13 protein-coding genes are annotated in these 13663 nt (G+C 68.9%); 5 read left to right on the top strand and 8 right to left on the bottom strand.

The window, feature by feature from the left end; genetic code table 11:
- Positions 1 to 82: 82 nt before the first annotated feature.
- Positions 83 to 658, bottom strand: coding sequence for an isochorismatase family protein (locus tag M3I53_RS16705; protein ID WP_254317015.1), 576 nt, complete (start codon positions 656 to 658; stop codon positions 83 to 85).
- A 63-nt stretch (positions 659 to 721) separates the two neighbouring features.
- Here M3I53_RS16705 and M3I53_RS16700 point away from each other — a divergent pair, with 63 nt between their 5' ends.
- On the top strand, positions 722 to 1372 hold the full coding sequence (locus tag M3I53_RS16700; protein WP_254317014.1) for a TetR/AcrR family transcriptional regulator: 651 nt from the start codon (positions 722 to 724) through the stop codon (positions 1370 to 1372).
- Positions 1373 to 1397: 25 nt separating this feature from the next.
- Here the strand turns inward: M3I53_RS16700 and clpP are convergent, their stop codons facing one another.
- Positions 1398 to 2042, bottom strand: coding sequence for an ATP-dependent Clp endopeptidase proteolytic subunit ClpP (gene clpP / locus M3I53_RS16695; protein ID WP_254317013.1), 645 nt, complete (start codon positions 2040 to 2042; stop codon positions 1398 to 1400).
- Between the two features lie 191 nt (positions 2043 to 2233).
- Here clpP and M3I53_RS16690 point away from each other — a divergent pair, with 191 nt between their 5' ends.
- Positions 2234 to 3346, top strand: coding sequence for a sigma-70 family RNA polymerase sigma factor (locus tag M3I53_RS16690; RefSeq protein WP_254317012.1), 1113 nt, complete (start codon positions 2234 to 2236; stop codon positions 3344 to 3346).
- Positions 3347 to 3395: 49 nt separating this feature from the next.
- Here M3I53_RS16690 and M3I53_RS16685 read toward each other — a convergent pair whose 3' ends face one another.
- From M3I53_RS16685 to M3I53_RS16675, 3 genes are all read right to left on the bottom strand, one after another.
- On the bottom strand, positions 3396 to 4667 hold the full coding sequence (locus M3I53_RS16685) for an EAL domain-containing protein (RefSeq protein WP_254317011.1): 1272 nt from the start codon (positions 4665 to 4667) through the stop codon (positions 3396 to 3398).
- A gap of 277 nt (positions 4668 to 4944) precedes the next feature.
- Positions 4945 to 6387, bottom strand: coding sequence for a multidrug transporter subunit MdtD (gene mdtD, locus M3I53_RS16680; RefSeq protein WP_254317010.1), 1443 nt, complete (start codon positions 6385 to 6387; stop codon positions 4945 to 4947).
- 115 nt (positions 6388 to 6502) lie between these two features.
- A complete protein-coding gene (locus M3I53_RS16675; protein ID WP_254317009.1) occupies positions 6503 to 7954 on the bottom strand; it encodes a PLP-dependent aminotransferase family protein in 1452 nt (483 codons plus the stop codon).
- A gap of 225 nt (positions 7955 to 8179) precedes the next feature.
- Between M3I53_RS16675 and M3I53_RS16670 the strand changes: the two genes are divergently transcribed.
- Complete coding sequence (locus tag M3I53_RS16670; protein ID WP_254317008.1) at positions 8180 to 8560, top strand: DUF2917 domain-containing protein; 381 nt, start codon at positions 8180 to 8182, stop codon at positions 8558 to 8560.
- Between the two features lie 24 nt (positions 8561 to 8584).
- On the opposite strand, the gene M3I53_RS16665 is transcribed toward M3I53_RS16670, so the two are convergent.
- Positions 8585 to 9835: a citrate synthase family protein gene (locus tag M3I53_RS16665; RefSeq protein ID WP_254317007.1), complete on the bottom strand. Its 1251-nt coding sequence runs from the start codon at positions 9833 to 9835 to the stop codon at positions 8585 to 8587.
- Positions 9836 to 9980: 145 nt separating this feature from the next.
- Here M3I53_RS16665 and M3I53_RS16660 point away from each other — a divergent pair, with 145 nt between their 5' ends.
- Positions 9981 to 11408, top strand: coding sequence for a CoA transferase (locus tag M3I53_RS16660; RefSeq protein WP_254317006.1), 1428 nt, complete (start codon positions 9981 to 9983; stop codon positions 11406 to 11408).
- Between the two features lie 21 nt (positions 11409 to 11429).
- On the opposite strand, the gene M3I53_RS16655 is transcribed toward M3I53_RS16660, so the two are convergent.
- Complete coding sequence (locus M3I53_RS16655) at positions 11430 to 12176, bottom strand: GntR family transcriptional regulator (RefSeq protein WP_254317005.1); 747 nt, start codon at positions 12174 to 12176, stop codon at positions 11430 to 11432.
- Between the two features lie 158 nt (positions 12177 to 12334).
- On the opposite strand from M3I53_RS16655, the gene M3I53_RS16650 reads away from it, so the two are divergent.
- The gene (locus M3I53_RS16650) at positions 12335 to 13180 is read left to right on the top strand and encodes an aldo/keto reductase (RefSeq protein ID WP_254317004.1); all 846 of its coding nucleotides are present in this window, start codon (positions 12335 to 12337) and stop codon (positions 13178 to 13180) included.
- A 241-nt stretch (positions 13181 to 13421) separates the two neighbouring features.
- On the opposite strand, the gene M3I53_RS16645 is transcribed toward M3I53_RS16650, so the two are convergent.
- The coding region (locus M3I53_RS16645; protein ID WP_254317003.1) for a hypothetical protein at positions 13422 to 13663 on the bottom strand (242 nt) is incomplete at its 5' end.

The raw sequence follows: 13663 nt of genomic DNA, 5'->3' as shown, positions 1-13663 counted from the left end.
GCTGAATGCGCCGCACTGGCTGCGGCACATGCAAAAAGCCCTCGATGCGAATCGAGGGCTTTTTTGTTTTGCGCGAAGCGTTTTACGCAAACGCGGCGATGGTTTCCTGCGTCGAGCGCACGTGGCCCATGTGGCGGAACAGCTTCTCGAACGAGAAGTGATGCATCTCTTCGTTCAGACCCGACGTGGCATCTTCGACGAACACGAGCCTGAAGCCGAGATCGAACGCCGCGCGCGCGGTGGACTCGACGCCGAAGTTCGTGGCGATACCGCCGATGACGATGGTGTCGATGCCGCGGCGGCGCAGCTGCTGCTCGAGGTTGGTGCCGTAGAACGCGCCCCATTGGCGCTTGGCGATGATCACGTCCCCGGGTTGCGCGCCGATCTCGGGCACGAGTTCGGAGGCTTCGGCCGGGGCTGGCGGCGTGTCGGGCGTGCGGCCGGGCGCGTCGGCGGGCAGCGAGAGCAATTCGTTCAGGAGCACGTGCACCCAGACGACGGTGCCGCCCTTGGCGCGCAGTGCGTCGGCGAGCGGTCTGGCGTTGGCGACGACCTGCGCGCCGCTATAGGGCGCGATCTGGCGGCCTACGATGCCGTGCTGAAGGTCGATCATCACGAGCGCCGTGGTGCGCGCGTTCAGTGAAAGTGCTTGCGTCATGGTTCACCTATATGTGAGGATGGCTTCACATAATCATACACGAATGTGAAGGAGGCTTCAGATATGGCGGCAGACCCGCTCGCGCGCAAGGAGGCGCAAAAGGAAGCGGCACGCGAAAACGCCCGGCGCGTGCCGCGCCAGGAACGCGCGGCGCGCACGGTCGACGCGCTGCTCGAAGCCGCCGGCGAAGCCTTCGCCGAGCGCGGCTTCGAAGCGGCGACGATGACGCAGATCGCGCAGCAGGCGGGCGTTTCGGTGGGCGCGGCGTACCAGTACTTTCCGAACAAGGAGGCACTCGCCCTCGCACTGCGCAAGCGCTACGGCGACGAAATGGACGCGCGCTGGAGCGCGCTCATCGCCGCGCACGACGACGCAGGCAAGCTGCCGCTCGCGCAGCTTGTCGAGCGTCTGTTCGACCTGATGGTCGATCTGATGCACGACTATCCCGCGTATTTGCCCCTGCTTTCCGTGCCGCTCGGCTTCAGGCGCGATGCGGCCGTGCGCAATCTGCTGCGCCAGCGTTTCACGGCGCTCTTCCTGCGTTATCAGCCGGCGCTTGCGTGCGATGAGGCCTATCGCGTGGCCGAAGTCATGCTGCAGATCATCAAGAGCCTCAACCCACTATACGCCGCGGCGAAGCCGAAGGAGCGCAAGCTGCTGGTCGCCGAGTACAAGGGCGTGCTGGCGGCGTGGCTCGCCGTGCGGCTCGCGTGAGTTCGCGAGCCGCAAACACCGCGCCTTAGCGCAGTAACGGGTCGTTGCGTGACTCGAGCACGCGGTCGATCAAGCCGTATTCGGCGGCCGCCTGGGCCGACATGAAGTTGTCGCGGTCGCTGTCGTGCGCGATCTGCTCGATGCTGCGTCCGGTACGCGCGGCGAGCATCGCGTTCAGGCGCTCGCGCAGATACAGGATCTCGCGCGCCTGCAGCTCGACATCGGCGGCGGTGCCCTGGCCGCCACCCGAAGGCTGATGGATCATGATGCGCGCGTTTGGTAGTGCGAAGCGTTTTCCATGCGCGCCCGCGGCGAGCAAAAACGACCCCATGCTGGCGGCGAAACCCGTGCACAGTGTCGAGACATCGGGCTTGATGAATTGCATCGTGTCGTAAATGGCGAGTCCGTCGTAGACCGACCCGCCCGGCGAGTTGATATAGAAGCTGATGTCCTTGTCCGCGTTTTCCGCTTCGAGAAAGAGCAGTTGCGCGACTACGAGGCTCGCGCTTTGCTCGGTCACCGGCCCGACGAGGAACACGATGCGCTCGCGCAACAGGCGCGAGTAGATGTCGTAGGCGCGCTCGCCGCGCCCCGAGGTTTCGATCACGGTCGGGACGAGATTGAGCGCGCTCGGCGGCAATGCTGCATGATTCAGTGCAAAGGATGGCATGAGTGGCCTCGTGTTTTTTCCGTTGGCGGCGGTTGGCGTTGGCGGCGCGATTGCGCCGCTGTTGTCATGACGCCCGGCGCGGCCCGCGCGTGACGAGAATATTTTCGCGAGCGGCTGTCACGCCGGCCGTGTGCCGGACGTCATGAGGGAAACGGGCGGAAGCGAGCACGCATGGCCAAGGAGCGAAGCGAATGACGCAAGCGATCGACACAATCGAAGCAACGAGTCTGGAGGGTGCTGGGCGCAATGAGGCTGCGACCCCAGTGAGCGACGAAGCCGGGCCAGAGGCAGCGGCGTGGACCGACGCTCGCCGCGCCGCCGCCTTCGGCGAGGCGCGCGGGCGGCTCATTGCGCTGGCCGCACGCGTGCTGGGCAGCCGCGCGGAGGCCGAGGACGTCGTGCAGGACGCGTGGTTCCGCTGGCGCGACGCCGACGCACCGGCCTTGCGCGCACCGCAGGCGTGGCTCGCCACGGTCACCGTGCGGCTCGCCATAGACAGGCTGCGGCGCCTGCGTCGCGAGCACGCGGGCGAACACGAGGCCTCATGGCTCGATGATGCGGCGCCTTCGGCGGAAGAGGCGGGGTTGCGCACGCGGCGCTTCTCGGACGCACTGCGGCTCCTGCTCGAAAGGCTGGGACCGCTCGAGCAGGCGGTGTTCGTGCTGCGCGAGGCCTTCGACTGCGACTACGCGCAGATCGGCGCGCTGACCGGCTGCACGAACGAGCATTGTCGGCAGATCGTGCGGCGTGCCCGCGTTCGCCTCGCCCGCGAGGCCGCGCCGCAGGCGGCGCCAGCCGACAAAGTGCAGCACGCGCGCACGGTCGAGCGTTTGCGCGACGTGCTGCATGCACACGATCGCGCGGGATTAATGGATTTGCTGGGGGTGACGGCAAACGCGCTCGTCGCGGCGAGCGTGGCCGAAGCGGCTCACGGCGAGTCCCGGCAGGAAGCGCCCGCCGCGCACGTTTTGCGCGCCGAAGCACTGGCGCTGGACGGCGAGCCGGGCGTGGCGCTCGTCGCGCAGGACGGTGCGTTCGCGGCCTGGCTGCATGTGCGCGACGACCGCGACGGGCTGCCCGGGCCGGTCGTGTGTATCGCGGCAATGGAGGAGGGGAGCGCGGGGCCGGCCAACCGGCTCCAGGCGGCCAACCGGGCTTTCGGCGGCGAGGCAGTGCGCAAGATGCTGGCACGGCTCGCCTCGAGCGACGGCGCGGCGTGCGTGTCCACGCTCACCGTCACCGCCCGCGCGTCCACCACACACGGCGGCGCGAACCTGCTCGCGCAGCCGCTCGTCCTCGCGTGAGCGTGAGCGTGAGCGTGAGCCTCAGCCTCAGCCTCAGCCTGAACGCACGCTAGCCGCGCAACGCGGCGTCCCAGTTGATATCGACGCACAACACCTGCACGCCGTGCTCCGTTTGCACGGCGACCGAGGCCGTGACGCACAGGTGCGCCTCGTTGATCGACAGATAGGGCGGCGTGAACTGCACGCGGCCTGGCGCCTTCATTGCGCCGATGAAGTAAGGCCGCCGTTCCCAGCTTGCGCCCTCGGAATGCAGCAGCGGCCGGAAGCGCTTGGCGCGCTGCGACGTGCGGCCGTCGGGCAGCACGTTGTCGCCGATCTGGCGGCCCGACGCGTCGAGCAGGAAGCAGCGCGCCGTGTCGTCGAGGCCTAGCAGCGGCAGCGTGGCGTCGCTTATGTTCGCGCCCTCGGCAAGCTGCTTCGCCGCCGCTTCGATGGCGCTCACGTACGGCGCGAGACGCGCCGACTGCGAACGCTCGCGCGCGGCCACGCGCTCGCGCAGGCGCGACGAAAGATCGTCCATGAGCTGCGCGGCCTTGGCCGGCGGCACCGGCTCGACGTCGGGTCGCGCGAAATACGCACCCTGCACGAAGTCGGCGTTGCTCTCCAGCGCGATCAGTGCGTCGCGCTCGGTCGAAAGGCCGCCCACGAGCACGAGCTGACCTGACTCGTGCAGCATAGAGACGAGCCCCGGCAGCACGCGCTCGATATGCGCGTGGCGACTCGCCTGGGCGAGCAGGCTGCGGTCGAGCGTGACGATATCGGGCCGGACCTGCCACACGCGGTCGATGTTCGAATGCTTCGCGCCGAAACCATCCAGCGCGATCACGAAGCCCGCCTTGCGCAATCCGTCGATGATCTCCGCGAAGCGCGGATTCTCGCCGCCCGCCTGTTCCGACACTTCCAGCACCACGCGCTGCGGCTGCAGGCCGAGCGCCTTGAGGCCGGCGAGCAGGGCGTCGCCGTAACTCGTGTCCATTAGCGCGGCCGGGTGCAGGCTCAGAAACAGCCATTCGTCATGCGAATCGAACGCGTTGAAATTGCCCAGATGCAGCGATTCCGCGAGGCGCCCCAGTTCTAGCAGGTCGCCGCGGCGCGCCGCCTGCGTGAACACCTCCTGCGACGGCGCCTGCTGGCCTTGCTCATCGTGCGCGCGCAGCGACGCGTGATAGCCGATCGCGCGCCGGTGCGCAACCGAAAACACGGGCTGGAACACGCTGAAGACGGTGTAGCCGCCGTACAGCACGGTGCGGCGGGCACCTTCTTCGCCGGCGATAGGGCGCGACTGGAAGCCGGGGGGATCGATGTCGATCATGCTGGTCATTTTCGTTTCGATGGCGCGCGGGACGGACGTGACGGGCGGGACGCGTGAGCGCCAAGTTTACAGGATAGGACAGCAAAAAGTATGCGAGTCCCGGGTCCCGCGGCCGTCGGCCCGTGCGATGGCGCCCGCGCTATTTCGGGAGGGTGTGCGGGTTGGTGCGCAAAGCCGGCGCGAACCCGGGCGACGCACGGCCACGAGGCGCGCCGCACCTTTGAGGTGCGCGTCGGCGGCGAGGATGCAACCGCAACGACCGCGGTCCCGGCTTGACCGGTTGTTGTCAGGTCCGCTCGGACGGATCGGTCTTCTTCGCGGTGCGGCGCAGGTCAGACGCGAGCTGCGCGAAGATCCACGACGAACCCGCCGTGATGATGCCCACGCAGATGAAGGTCGCATGGAACGCCGGAATCACGTTCTCGCCGGTCTTGTGGGCCATGATGCCCGTGAAGGTGGTGAGCAGCGCGCCCGCGACGGTCACGCCAAGGCTCATCGAGAGCATTTGCACGAGCGAGAAGAGGCTGTTGCCGCTGCTCGCGCCACCCGTGCCGAGATCCTTGAGCGTGAGGGTGTTCATCGCCGTGAACTGCATCGAGTTCACGGCGCCGAAGATCGCCAGTTGCGCGATGCGCATCCACAGCGGCTCGTGGGGCGTGGAAAGCGCGAAGCTCGCCATCATGAGGCCCACGAGCACCGTGTTCGAGACCAGCACGCTGCGGTAGCCGTAGCGCATGATGAGATACGTCACGAGGCGCTTGGAGAACATGCCCGCGGCGGCCGTGGGCAGCATCATGAGGCCGGCCTCGAAGGCCGTGTAGCCGAGCGCCACCTGAAGCAGCAGCGGGATCAGATACGGCATCGCGCCGCTGCCGATACGCGCGAACAGATTGCCGAGCAGGCCGACGCTGAAGGTGTGGATCTTGAAGAGGTCGAGCGAAAAGATCGGCTGCGGTGTGCGCACCGCGTGCAGACCGTAGGCCACGAACGCGGCGAGCGAAAGGATGAAGAGCACGAGCACCGTGGCGTGCTGGATGCCGAACTCGCTGCGCCCGTCGAGCGCGAACGAAATCGCTAGCATCCCGATCACGAGCAGCAGGTAGCCCGGCACGTCGAAGCGCGGCGTGTCGGGGTTGCGGCTGTCGGGCATGAAGATGAAGGTGGCGACGCAGCCCACCACGCCCACCGGCACGTTGATGAGAAAGATCCAGTGCCACGAGGCGATCTGCACGAGCCAGCCGCCGAGCGTCGGGCCGATGAGCGGGCCGATCAGCCCCGGGATCGCCACGAACGAGAGCGCGGGCAGATAGCGTTCGGCGGGAAACGTGCGCAGCACGGCAAGCCGGCCGACCGGCAGCAGCATCGCGCCGCCCACGCCCTGCGCGATGCGCGAGACCACCAACTGGTTCAGCGTATGCGCGCTCGCGCACAGGAGCGAGCCGACCGTGAACACGAAAATCGCGCCGAGGAACACACGCCGCGTGCCGAGCTTGTCCGCGAGCCAGCCCGATACGGGGATCATCACCGCCATCGTGAGCGAATACGCGATCACGACTGATTGCATGCGCAACGGTAGTTCGCCAAGACTCCTCGCCATCGCCGGCAACGCCGTGTTGACGATGGTCGAATCGAGGGTCTGCATGAAGAAGCCGGTGGCGACGAGCCACAGCATCACGGACAACGAGCGGGGCGACGCAATGGTGCTGGACGCAGTGGTGGATTCGGACATGGGCGAGGAGAGTGGCGCGCAGGCAAGCGCCATTGTAGGGAAAACGGCGTGCCCACGCAGACGGCCGGCCCCGCAGCCGCAAACGTGGTGCAGGCGGCCGAGGCGCCTCGCGCGTTTATCCTCCCAGACGCGCCGCCGCCGCGAAGAAGGCCTGGGCGCGCGGGTCGAGCGTGAGCGCCACGTTGATGCGGATCCACGGGCTCGACTCGCCTTGCGGGCGGAAGTGGCTGCCCGGCGAGACCGCGACGCCGAGCGGCTCGCCGCAGGCGGCGAGGCGGGTGGAATCCTCCACGTGCGGCACGCGCGCCCAGACGAACTTGCCGCCCGTTTGCGCATAGCCGCGCGCCGCGCTCGCCGCGGCGGTCGACGCCGCCGCGCTGCCGAATAGCTCCCACCCATGCGCTTCGAGCGTGCGCGTGGCCGACCCTTGCGCCTCGGCAATGCGCCGGCGCAGTCGTTCGAGGTATTTGCGATACGCGCCGCGCTCGAGCAGCGTGGCGGCGACGGCCTGCGAGAAGCGCGAGCCGCTGATGCTGGTGAGCGCCTTGATGGCCGCGAGATCGCGCACGATCGCCGGGTTGGCGACCACGTAGCCCACGCGCAGCGCCGAGGAGAGCGTCTTCGAAAGTCCGCCCACGTACACGACGTGCTCGAACTGGTCGAGCGCCGCGAGCCGGTCGGTGGGATCGGCCTGGAAGTCGGCGTAGATGTCGTCCTCGACGATCGTGAAGCGGTGCTCGCGGGCGAGCTGCAGCAGGCGGAACGCGACGGGCGGCGAGATCGTCGAGCCGGTCGGGTTGTGGAACACCGTGTTGACGAAGAACGCGCGCGGACGGTGCTCGGCGAGCATCGCGTGCAAATGGTCGAGATCGGGGCCGCTCGCAGTGCGGCGGATGCCCACGAGGCGCACGCCATGCAGTTTGAGCAGACCGTACAGGTTGTAGTAGCCGGGGTCCTCGACGAATACCGTGTCGCCGGGCTTGAGCATGTAGCGCATTAGCAGGTCGAGGCCTTCGCTCGCGCCTTCGGTAATGAGGATCTGCGGCGTCTCGGCGACGATGCCAAGCGGCGCGAGCCGGTTGCGCAGATGCTCGCGCAGCGTGGCGTCGCCCGTCGGCGTGCCGTAGTCGACGAGGCTCGCGGGGTCGCTGCGCGACACATGGCGGATTGCCTGGCCGAGCGCGTCGATGTCGCGCCACGCCTGCGGGATCGAGCCGCTGTCGAGCTGCAGCAGTTCGCCCTCGCGTTCGAGCTGGCTGAGCAGGTGACCCGATTCGTCGGCGGCGTTCGAGAGGTCGCAGGTGCCCATGCCGGCGAGGCCCGCCCGCGCGTGCTCGCTCACGTAAAAGCCCGAGCCGTGGCGCGAGTCGAGGTAGCCGAGCGAGACGAGCCGGTCATAGGCCTCGATCACGGGAAAGCGGCTGATGGCGTAATCGGCGGCGAACTGGCGGATGGACGGTAGGCGCGAACCAGGGTGCGCCGCGCGCGAGCGGATCCACGTCTGCACGCCGGTGACGATCTGTTCGGTGAGCGGCACATCGCTCGCGCGGTCGAGTTGGAGTTTCATCTGGGTCTCGCAGGGTATGCCGCTTGAGGCTGCGGTTCGAAACGGCAGTGACTGTTCGGTTTTTCGGCTGCACAGTTCTACATGAACTGTTCGGAACTGTACATGGGACCGTGCGTCACTGCTCGCAATAATGCTCCTACCGGTAAGGCGCTTCAAGTCCTTGTCAGCCAGCCTTCCGGTGGCCGCCCGAGGGGACTCGGCGGCCAGTCTGCAAGGAGCACGGCAATGCGCGAAATCCGAATCTTCGAACTGGAACATGGCGAACCCGTCGAAACCTGGCGGCTTGCCCAGGCAATGCAATTGCACGTGAGCGAAGGCGAACTCTGGCTCACGATCGCGGGCGACGCCGGCGACTACTGGCTACGTGCCGGCGAGTCGGTCGGGCTCGCGGCGGGCGTGCGCGTGCACGTGAGCGCGGGCCGCCAAGGGGCGCGTTTCGTGCTGGGGCTGGGCGGAGCAAGCGCCGCTGCGCCAGCGTGCACGGTGGCGCCCGTCGACGTGGAACGCGTGCGCGCGGCGGGTGCGAGCGGTGTCGCGGCGCGCGTCGGCGAGGCGTTGCGCGGCTGGGTGCAGCGCGGGCAGTGGGGCGTCCGGGCGGCGGGTTGAACCGGGTTGACGTGGTCGCTCGTGCTAGGCGATGCGCCGCGCGGCATGCGTCGTATCGCCTGCCATTTCGCCCACGTAGCGTGCGCGCGGGCGGATCAGCCGGCCATCGGCGGTCTGTTCGAGCGCATGCGCGATCCAGCCCGTCACACGGCCTGCGGCGAACAGCGTGAACGCCGCGCCGCGCGGCAGCCCCAGCACGCGCTCGATGGCCGCGAGCGCGTAGTCGAGCGTCGGCCGCGCGCCGCTCGTCTCGGCTACGGCCTGGGCGAGCGCGTCGACTTCGTCCATTGGCGAGCGCGCCGGCGCGCGTTGGGCGAGCAGGTCCAGCAAGAGCCGCGCGCGCGGATCGCCATCGGGATAGAGCGGGTGGCCGAAGCCGGAGAGCGGCACGGCCGCGCCGAGTTCGTCGGGCGCGAGGCGGTCGGCAAGATAGCGATGCAGGTCGTCGGCGCGCGCGGCTTCGTCGAACAGCGCAGCCACGCGCGTGGTCTCGCCGCCGTGGCGCGGCCCGGCCAGGGCGGCCAGGCCGCCCGTCGCCGCGCCGAACAGATGCGTGCCGGTGGAGGTGATGCAGCGCACCGTGAAAGTCGAGGCGTTCAGCTCGTGGTCCGCGCACAGCACGAGCGCGGCGCGCAGCAGGTCGGTCTGCGCGCGCGAGCGCACGCCCCACGCCTCGCCTAGCTGACGGTGCAGCGGCTCGTTCGACGGCGCGGCGGAAACGAGCGCCGCCGCGAGCAGGCGCATGAGCATCGCAGCGGTGTCGATTTGCGCGTCGCGGCCCTGCGCCCAGATGCGCGGCATTTGCGCCGCGGCGGCCGGCAACAGCACGAGTGCGCGTTCGAGCGGCGTGTGCCCGCTCCAGATCTTCAGCCATGCCGACCATTGCGCGGCCGCGATGGGCGCCTCGGGCGCCTGCAGCACGCGGCGCGGCGCGCATTGCCAGAGCAGCGCCGCGACCTCTTCGAGCGAGGCCTGACGCGCGAGCGCGATGGCGTCCTCGCCGCGATAAAAGAGCTTGCCGTCGGCGATCAACGTGATCGACGATTCGAGCACGGGCACGCCCCAGTCGAGCACCTTCTGCGCGACCTTGCCCGCGCGCTTGCCATCGGCCTTGCGGCGCGCGAGGCGGCGCACCTCGGCGGCGTCGTAGCGGTTGTGGCGGCCGTTGGGCGAGGGCGCCGAGGCGATGAGTCCGCGGCTCACGTAGGCGTAGAGCGTGGCGCGGCTGATGCCGAGTTCGGCTGCGGCTTGTTCCGCGGTCATATAGCTGGACATGGTGGCTCGCCTCCTGGAACCGGAGAAATCAATCTATGTTGATCATGATAATCAAGATTGATCCCGGATTCGAGCGGCGCGACGATGCGTGACATCACTTCGGCTCGCTTTCTTACCGTATTCCCTCGCAAAAGGACTGCTCGCCATGACGCCACGCGACGCGCTCGAACACCTCTGGATGCTGGCGGGCTGCGACCCGTCCGCGCTCGACTGGCTCGACATGGAAGGCGGCGATCCGGGCCTGCCCTCGATCTTTCGCGTGGGCACGCTCGCGGCGGCGAGCATCGGCGCGGCGGGGCTCGCGGCGGCGCAACTGCACGCGTTGCGCACGGGCCGGACGCAGCGCGTCGCAATCGACGTGCGCCGCGCGCTCGCCGCGTTTCGCAGCGAACGCTATTTGAGCGTGGACGGCAAGCCGCCCGCGGAGCTGCGTCATCCGGTGACGGGCCATTTCCCGACCGGCGACGGCCGCTGGGTCCAGCTACACGCGAACTTCCCGCATCACCTCGCGGGCATCCTGCGCGTGCTCCGATGCCCGGACGACCGCGACGCCGTGGCGCGCGCGATCCTGGGCTGGGAAGGCGCGGCGCTCGACGACGCGCTCGCGCAAGCGGGCCTGTGCGCCGCACTCGTGCGCGCGCCGCGCGAATGGGCCGCGCACGAGCAGGCGAAGGCCGTGGCGAGCCTGCCGCTTTTCGAGATCGAGCGCATCGGCGACGCGCCCGCCGAGGCGCCGCGTGGGGGCGCCGGGGCGCGTCCTCTGGAGGGCGTGCGCGTGCTCGACCTCACGCGCATCATCGCGGGGCCGGTGGCGGGGCGCACGCTCGGTCAACACGGCGCGGACGTGCTGCTCATCAACGGCCCGCATCTGCCGAACATCGCGCCGCTCGTGATCGACAACGGCCGCAGCAAGCGCTCGGCCACGCTCGACCTGCGTGATGCAGCCGCGTGCGAGCAGTTGCGCGCACTCGCGCGCGACGCCGATGTGTTTGTTCAAGGCTACCGGCCGGGTGCGCTCGCCGCGCGCGGATTCGCGCCCGAAGCGCTCGCGCAGGTGCGGCCCGGCATCGTGTGCGTGTCGATCAGCGCGTATGGGCACCGCGGGCCGTGGCGCGAGCGGCGCGGCTTCGACAGCCTCGTGCAGTCGGCGAGCGGCATCGTGTGGGCCGAGAGCGTCGCCGCAGCAAAACCCAGCAACGGCGTAGCAGGCGCGCAGCCGTTCACTACGGCGCGCCCGCTGCCGTGCCAGGCGCTGGATCACGCCACGGGCTATCTCGCCGCGTTCGGCGCGATGGTCGCGCTTGCGCGGCGCATGCGCGAAGGCGGCAGTTGGCACGTGCGCCTTTCGCTCGCGCAAACGGGCCGCTGGCTGCAGACGATGGGCACGCTCGAGGACGGCCAGCAGGCACCCGAGGTGGGCGCCGCCGAACTCGCCGATTGTCTGGAGGAAATGGATTCGCCGTTCGGCCGCGTGCGCGCGGTGGCGCCCGCCGAGCGGCTCGAACTCACGCCTGCATTCCATGCGCGGCCGCCGGTGCCGATCGGCAGCAATGCGCCGGTATGGAACGACTAGATGCCGCCGCGTTTGCGCGCGCTACTTGCGCAATTCCGCGACGAAATCGTAATAATCGTTGCGACAGTAGGTATCGGTGAGTTCGATCGCGCGCTGATCGGCGGTATAGCCTACGCGTGTGATGAGCAACAGCGCCTCGTTGGGCGCGATGCTCATCTGCCGCGCGATTTCCTCGCTCGCGTTCACGGCGCGAAAGTGTTGCAGCGCGCGCACGATCGAAAGCCCGCGCTGTTCGAGAAAGCTGTAGAGCGAGTCGCCGATCGCGTTCGGGTCGGGAATCAGCGCGGCGGGGAAGGTGGAGTTCTCGACGGCCATGACGATGCCGTCGGCCAGACGCAGGCGCTTGAGGCGCGTGACGGCCGCCGCCGGCGAGAGCCCGAGCTGGATCACTTCGTCGCGGCTCGCGGGCTGGATTTCGCGCGAGAGCCAGCGCGAGCTCGGCGTGAAGCCGCGCTGGCGCAGCATCTCGCTGAAGCTCGTGAGGCGCGAGAGCGGGTCTTCGATGCGCGGCGTGATGAAGCTGCCCGCGCCTTGCGTGCGGCGAATCAGGCCCTGCTCGACGAGCAGCGCGATCGCCTTGCGCGCCGTGATGCGCGAAACGCCGAGCGACTCCGCGAGTGCGCGCTCCGAGGGCAGGGCTTCGCCCGCGTTCCAGCGATTGTCGTGGATCGCAAGGCTCAGCTTGCGCGCGAGCTGCAAATACAGCGGCGTGTCGTTGTCCGGGTCCGGGCGCAGGTCGCGCCAGCGGTCTTCCGAGGGTGCGTTCATGGGAGGCAGGCATGAAAGGCGAACGGCAATTTTATGTCATCGATGCGCAATCGCGGAAATGAACGGCTTGCGAGAGTGCGTATGACCGCATTGCGCGCGAGGCGATACACTGGCCGTTCTTTGCCAGTGGGCGCCGTTGCGGCGCGCAAAGGGAGATCATGACGACCGATATTGCAAGCGTCGCATTGCCGGACGGCGAACGCATTCCGAAGCTCGGGCAGGGCACGTGGGAAATGGGCGAGCGCAGCGCGCATCGCGCGGCGGAAATCGCCGCGCTGCGCGAAGGCGTGGCGCTCGGCATGACGCTAATCGACACCGCCGAGATGTACGGCGACGGCGCGACCGAGCGCCTGGTGGGCGAGGCTTTGCAGGGCCTGCGCGACGAGGTGTTTCTGGTGAGCAAGGTGTATCCGCACAACGCGAGCCGCAGCGGCGTCGCGCGCGCGTGCGAGGCGAGCCTCAAACGTCTCGGCACCGACCGGCTCGATCTCTATCTGCTGCACTGGCGCGGCGGGGTGCCGCTCGAAGAGACGGTCGAAGGGTTCGAAGCGCTCGTGCGCGCGGGCAAGATCCGTCACTGGGGCGTGAGCAACTTCGACACCGACGACATGGAGGAGCTGTTCGCCACGCCTGGCGGCGAGGCGTGCGCGACCAACCAGATTCTCTACAACATCTCACGGCGCGGCGCGGAATTCGACCTGCTGCCGTGGAGCGCTGTGCATCGCATGCCGGTGACGGCGTATAGCCCCGTCGATCACGCACGCTTGCCCAGACGCTCGCCGCTCGACGACATCGCTCACGCACACGGGGTGTCGGTCTATCGCGTGGCGATGGCGTGGGTGCTGGGCCAAAGCGGGGTCTGCGCGATTCCGAAGGCCGCTCGCGTGGAGCACGTGCGCGACAACCGCGCGGCGCTCGATCTCGTGCTCGGCTCACAAGAGCACGCGGCGCTGGACGCGTATTTCAAGCCGCCGCGCAGCAAGCGTCCGCTGGAGATGCTGTAGGGCGCACGTGGTTGGGTACGCGCCTGGCGCAAGCGGTCATGGTCTGCGCCGGCGTATGGCGAGCAAACAGCCGGTGTGGCCGCCAGGGGCCGCCACGCGCATCGCGCATCCGGCGACCGGCCCACGGCGGCGGTGCCCGGCCGGGGGACCGGGACGCCGCCGCCGACGCCAGGACTGGCGCGCCTGGCCGTCGCGCCAGATCGGAGTGGCTGCAGCGGTCTGCCTGCACCGCCGTACAGGTTCAATGACCGCTGCCATGGCCGCCACCGTGTCCGCCGCCGTACCCGCCGCCCGGGCCGCCCGACGGTCCACCTTTGCCGAATCCACCTCCGAAGCCACCGCCGAATCCGCCGAAACCCCCGCCAACGCCACCACCGGATCCGCCTGCGGGACCGCCCGAAGGGCCGCTTGCCGATCCGCCGTGGCCGCCACAGCCACAGCCGCCTGAGCTGCCGCCGCTGCTGCTTGCGCCGCCGCTGTTGC

Origin of the sequence: Paraburkholderia sp. CNPSo 3272, assembly GCF_024206495.1 — a bacterium.
Lineage (GTDB): Bacteria > Pseudomonadota > Gammaproteobacteria > Burkholderiales > Burkholderiaceae > Paraburkholderia.
Note: the sequence above shows the minus strand (reverse complement) of the source record. Positions and strands in the feature narration are given on the sequence as shown.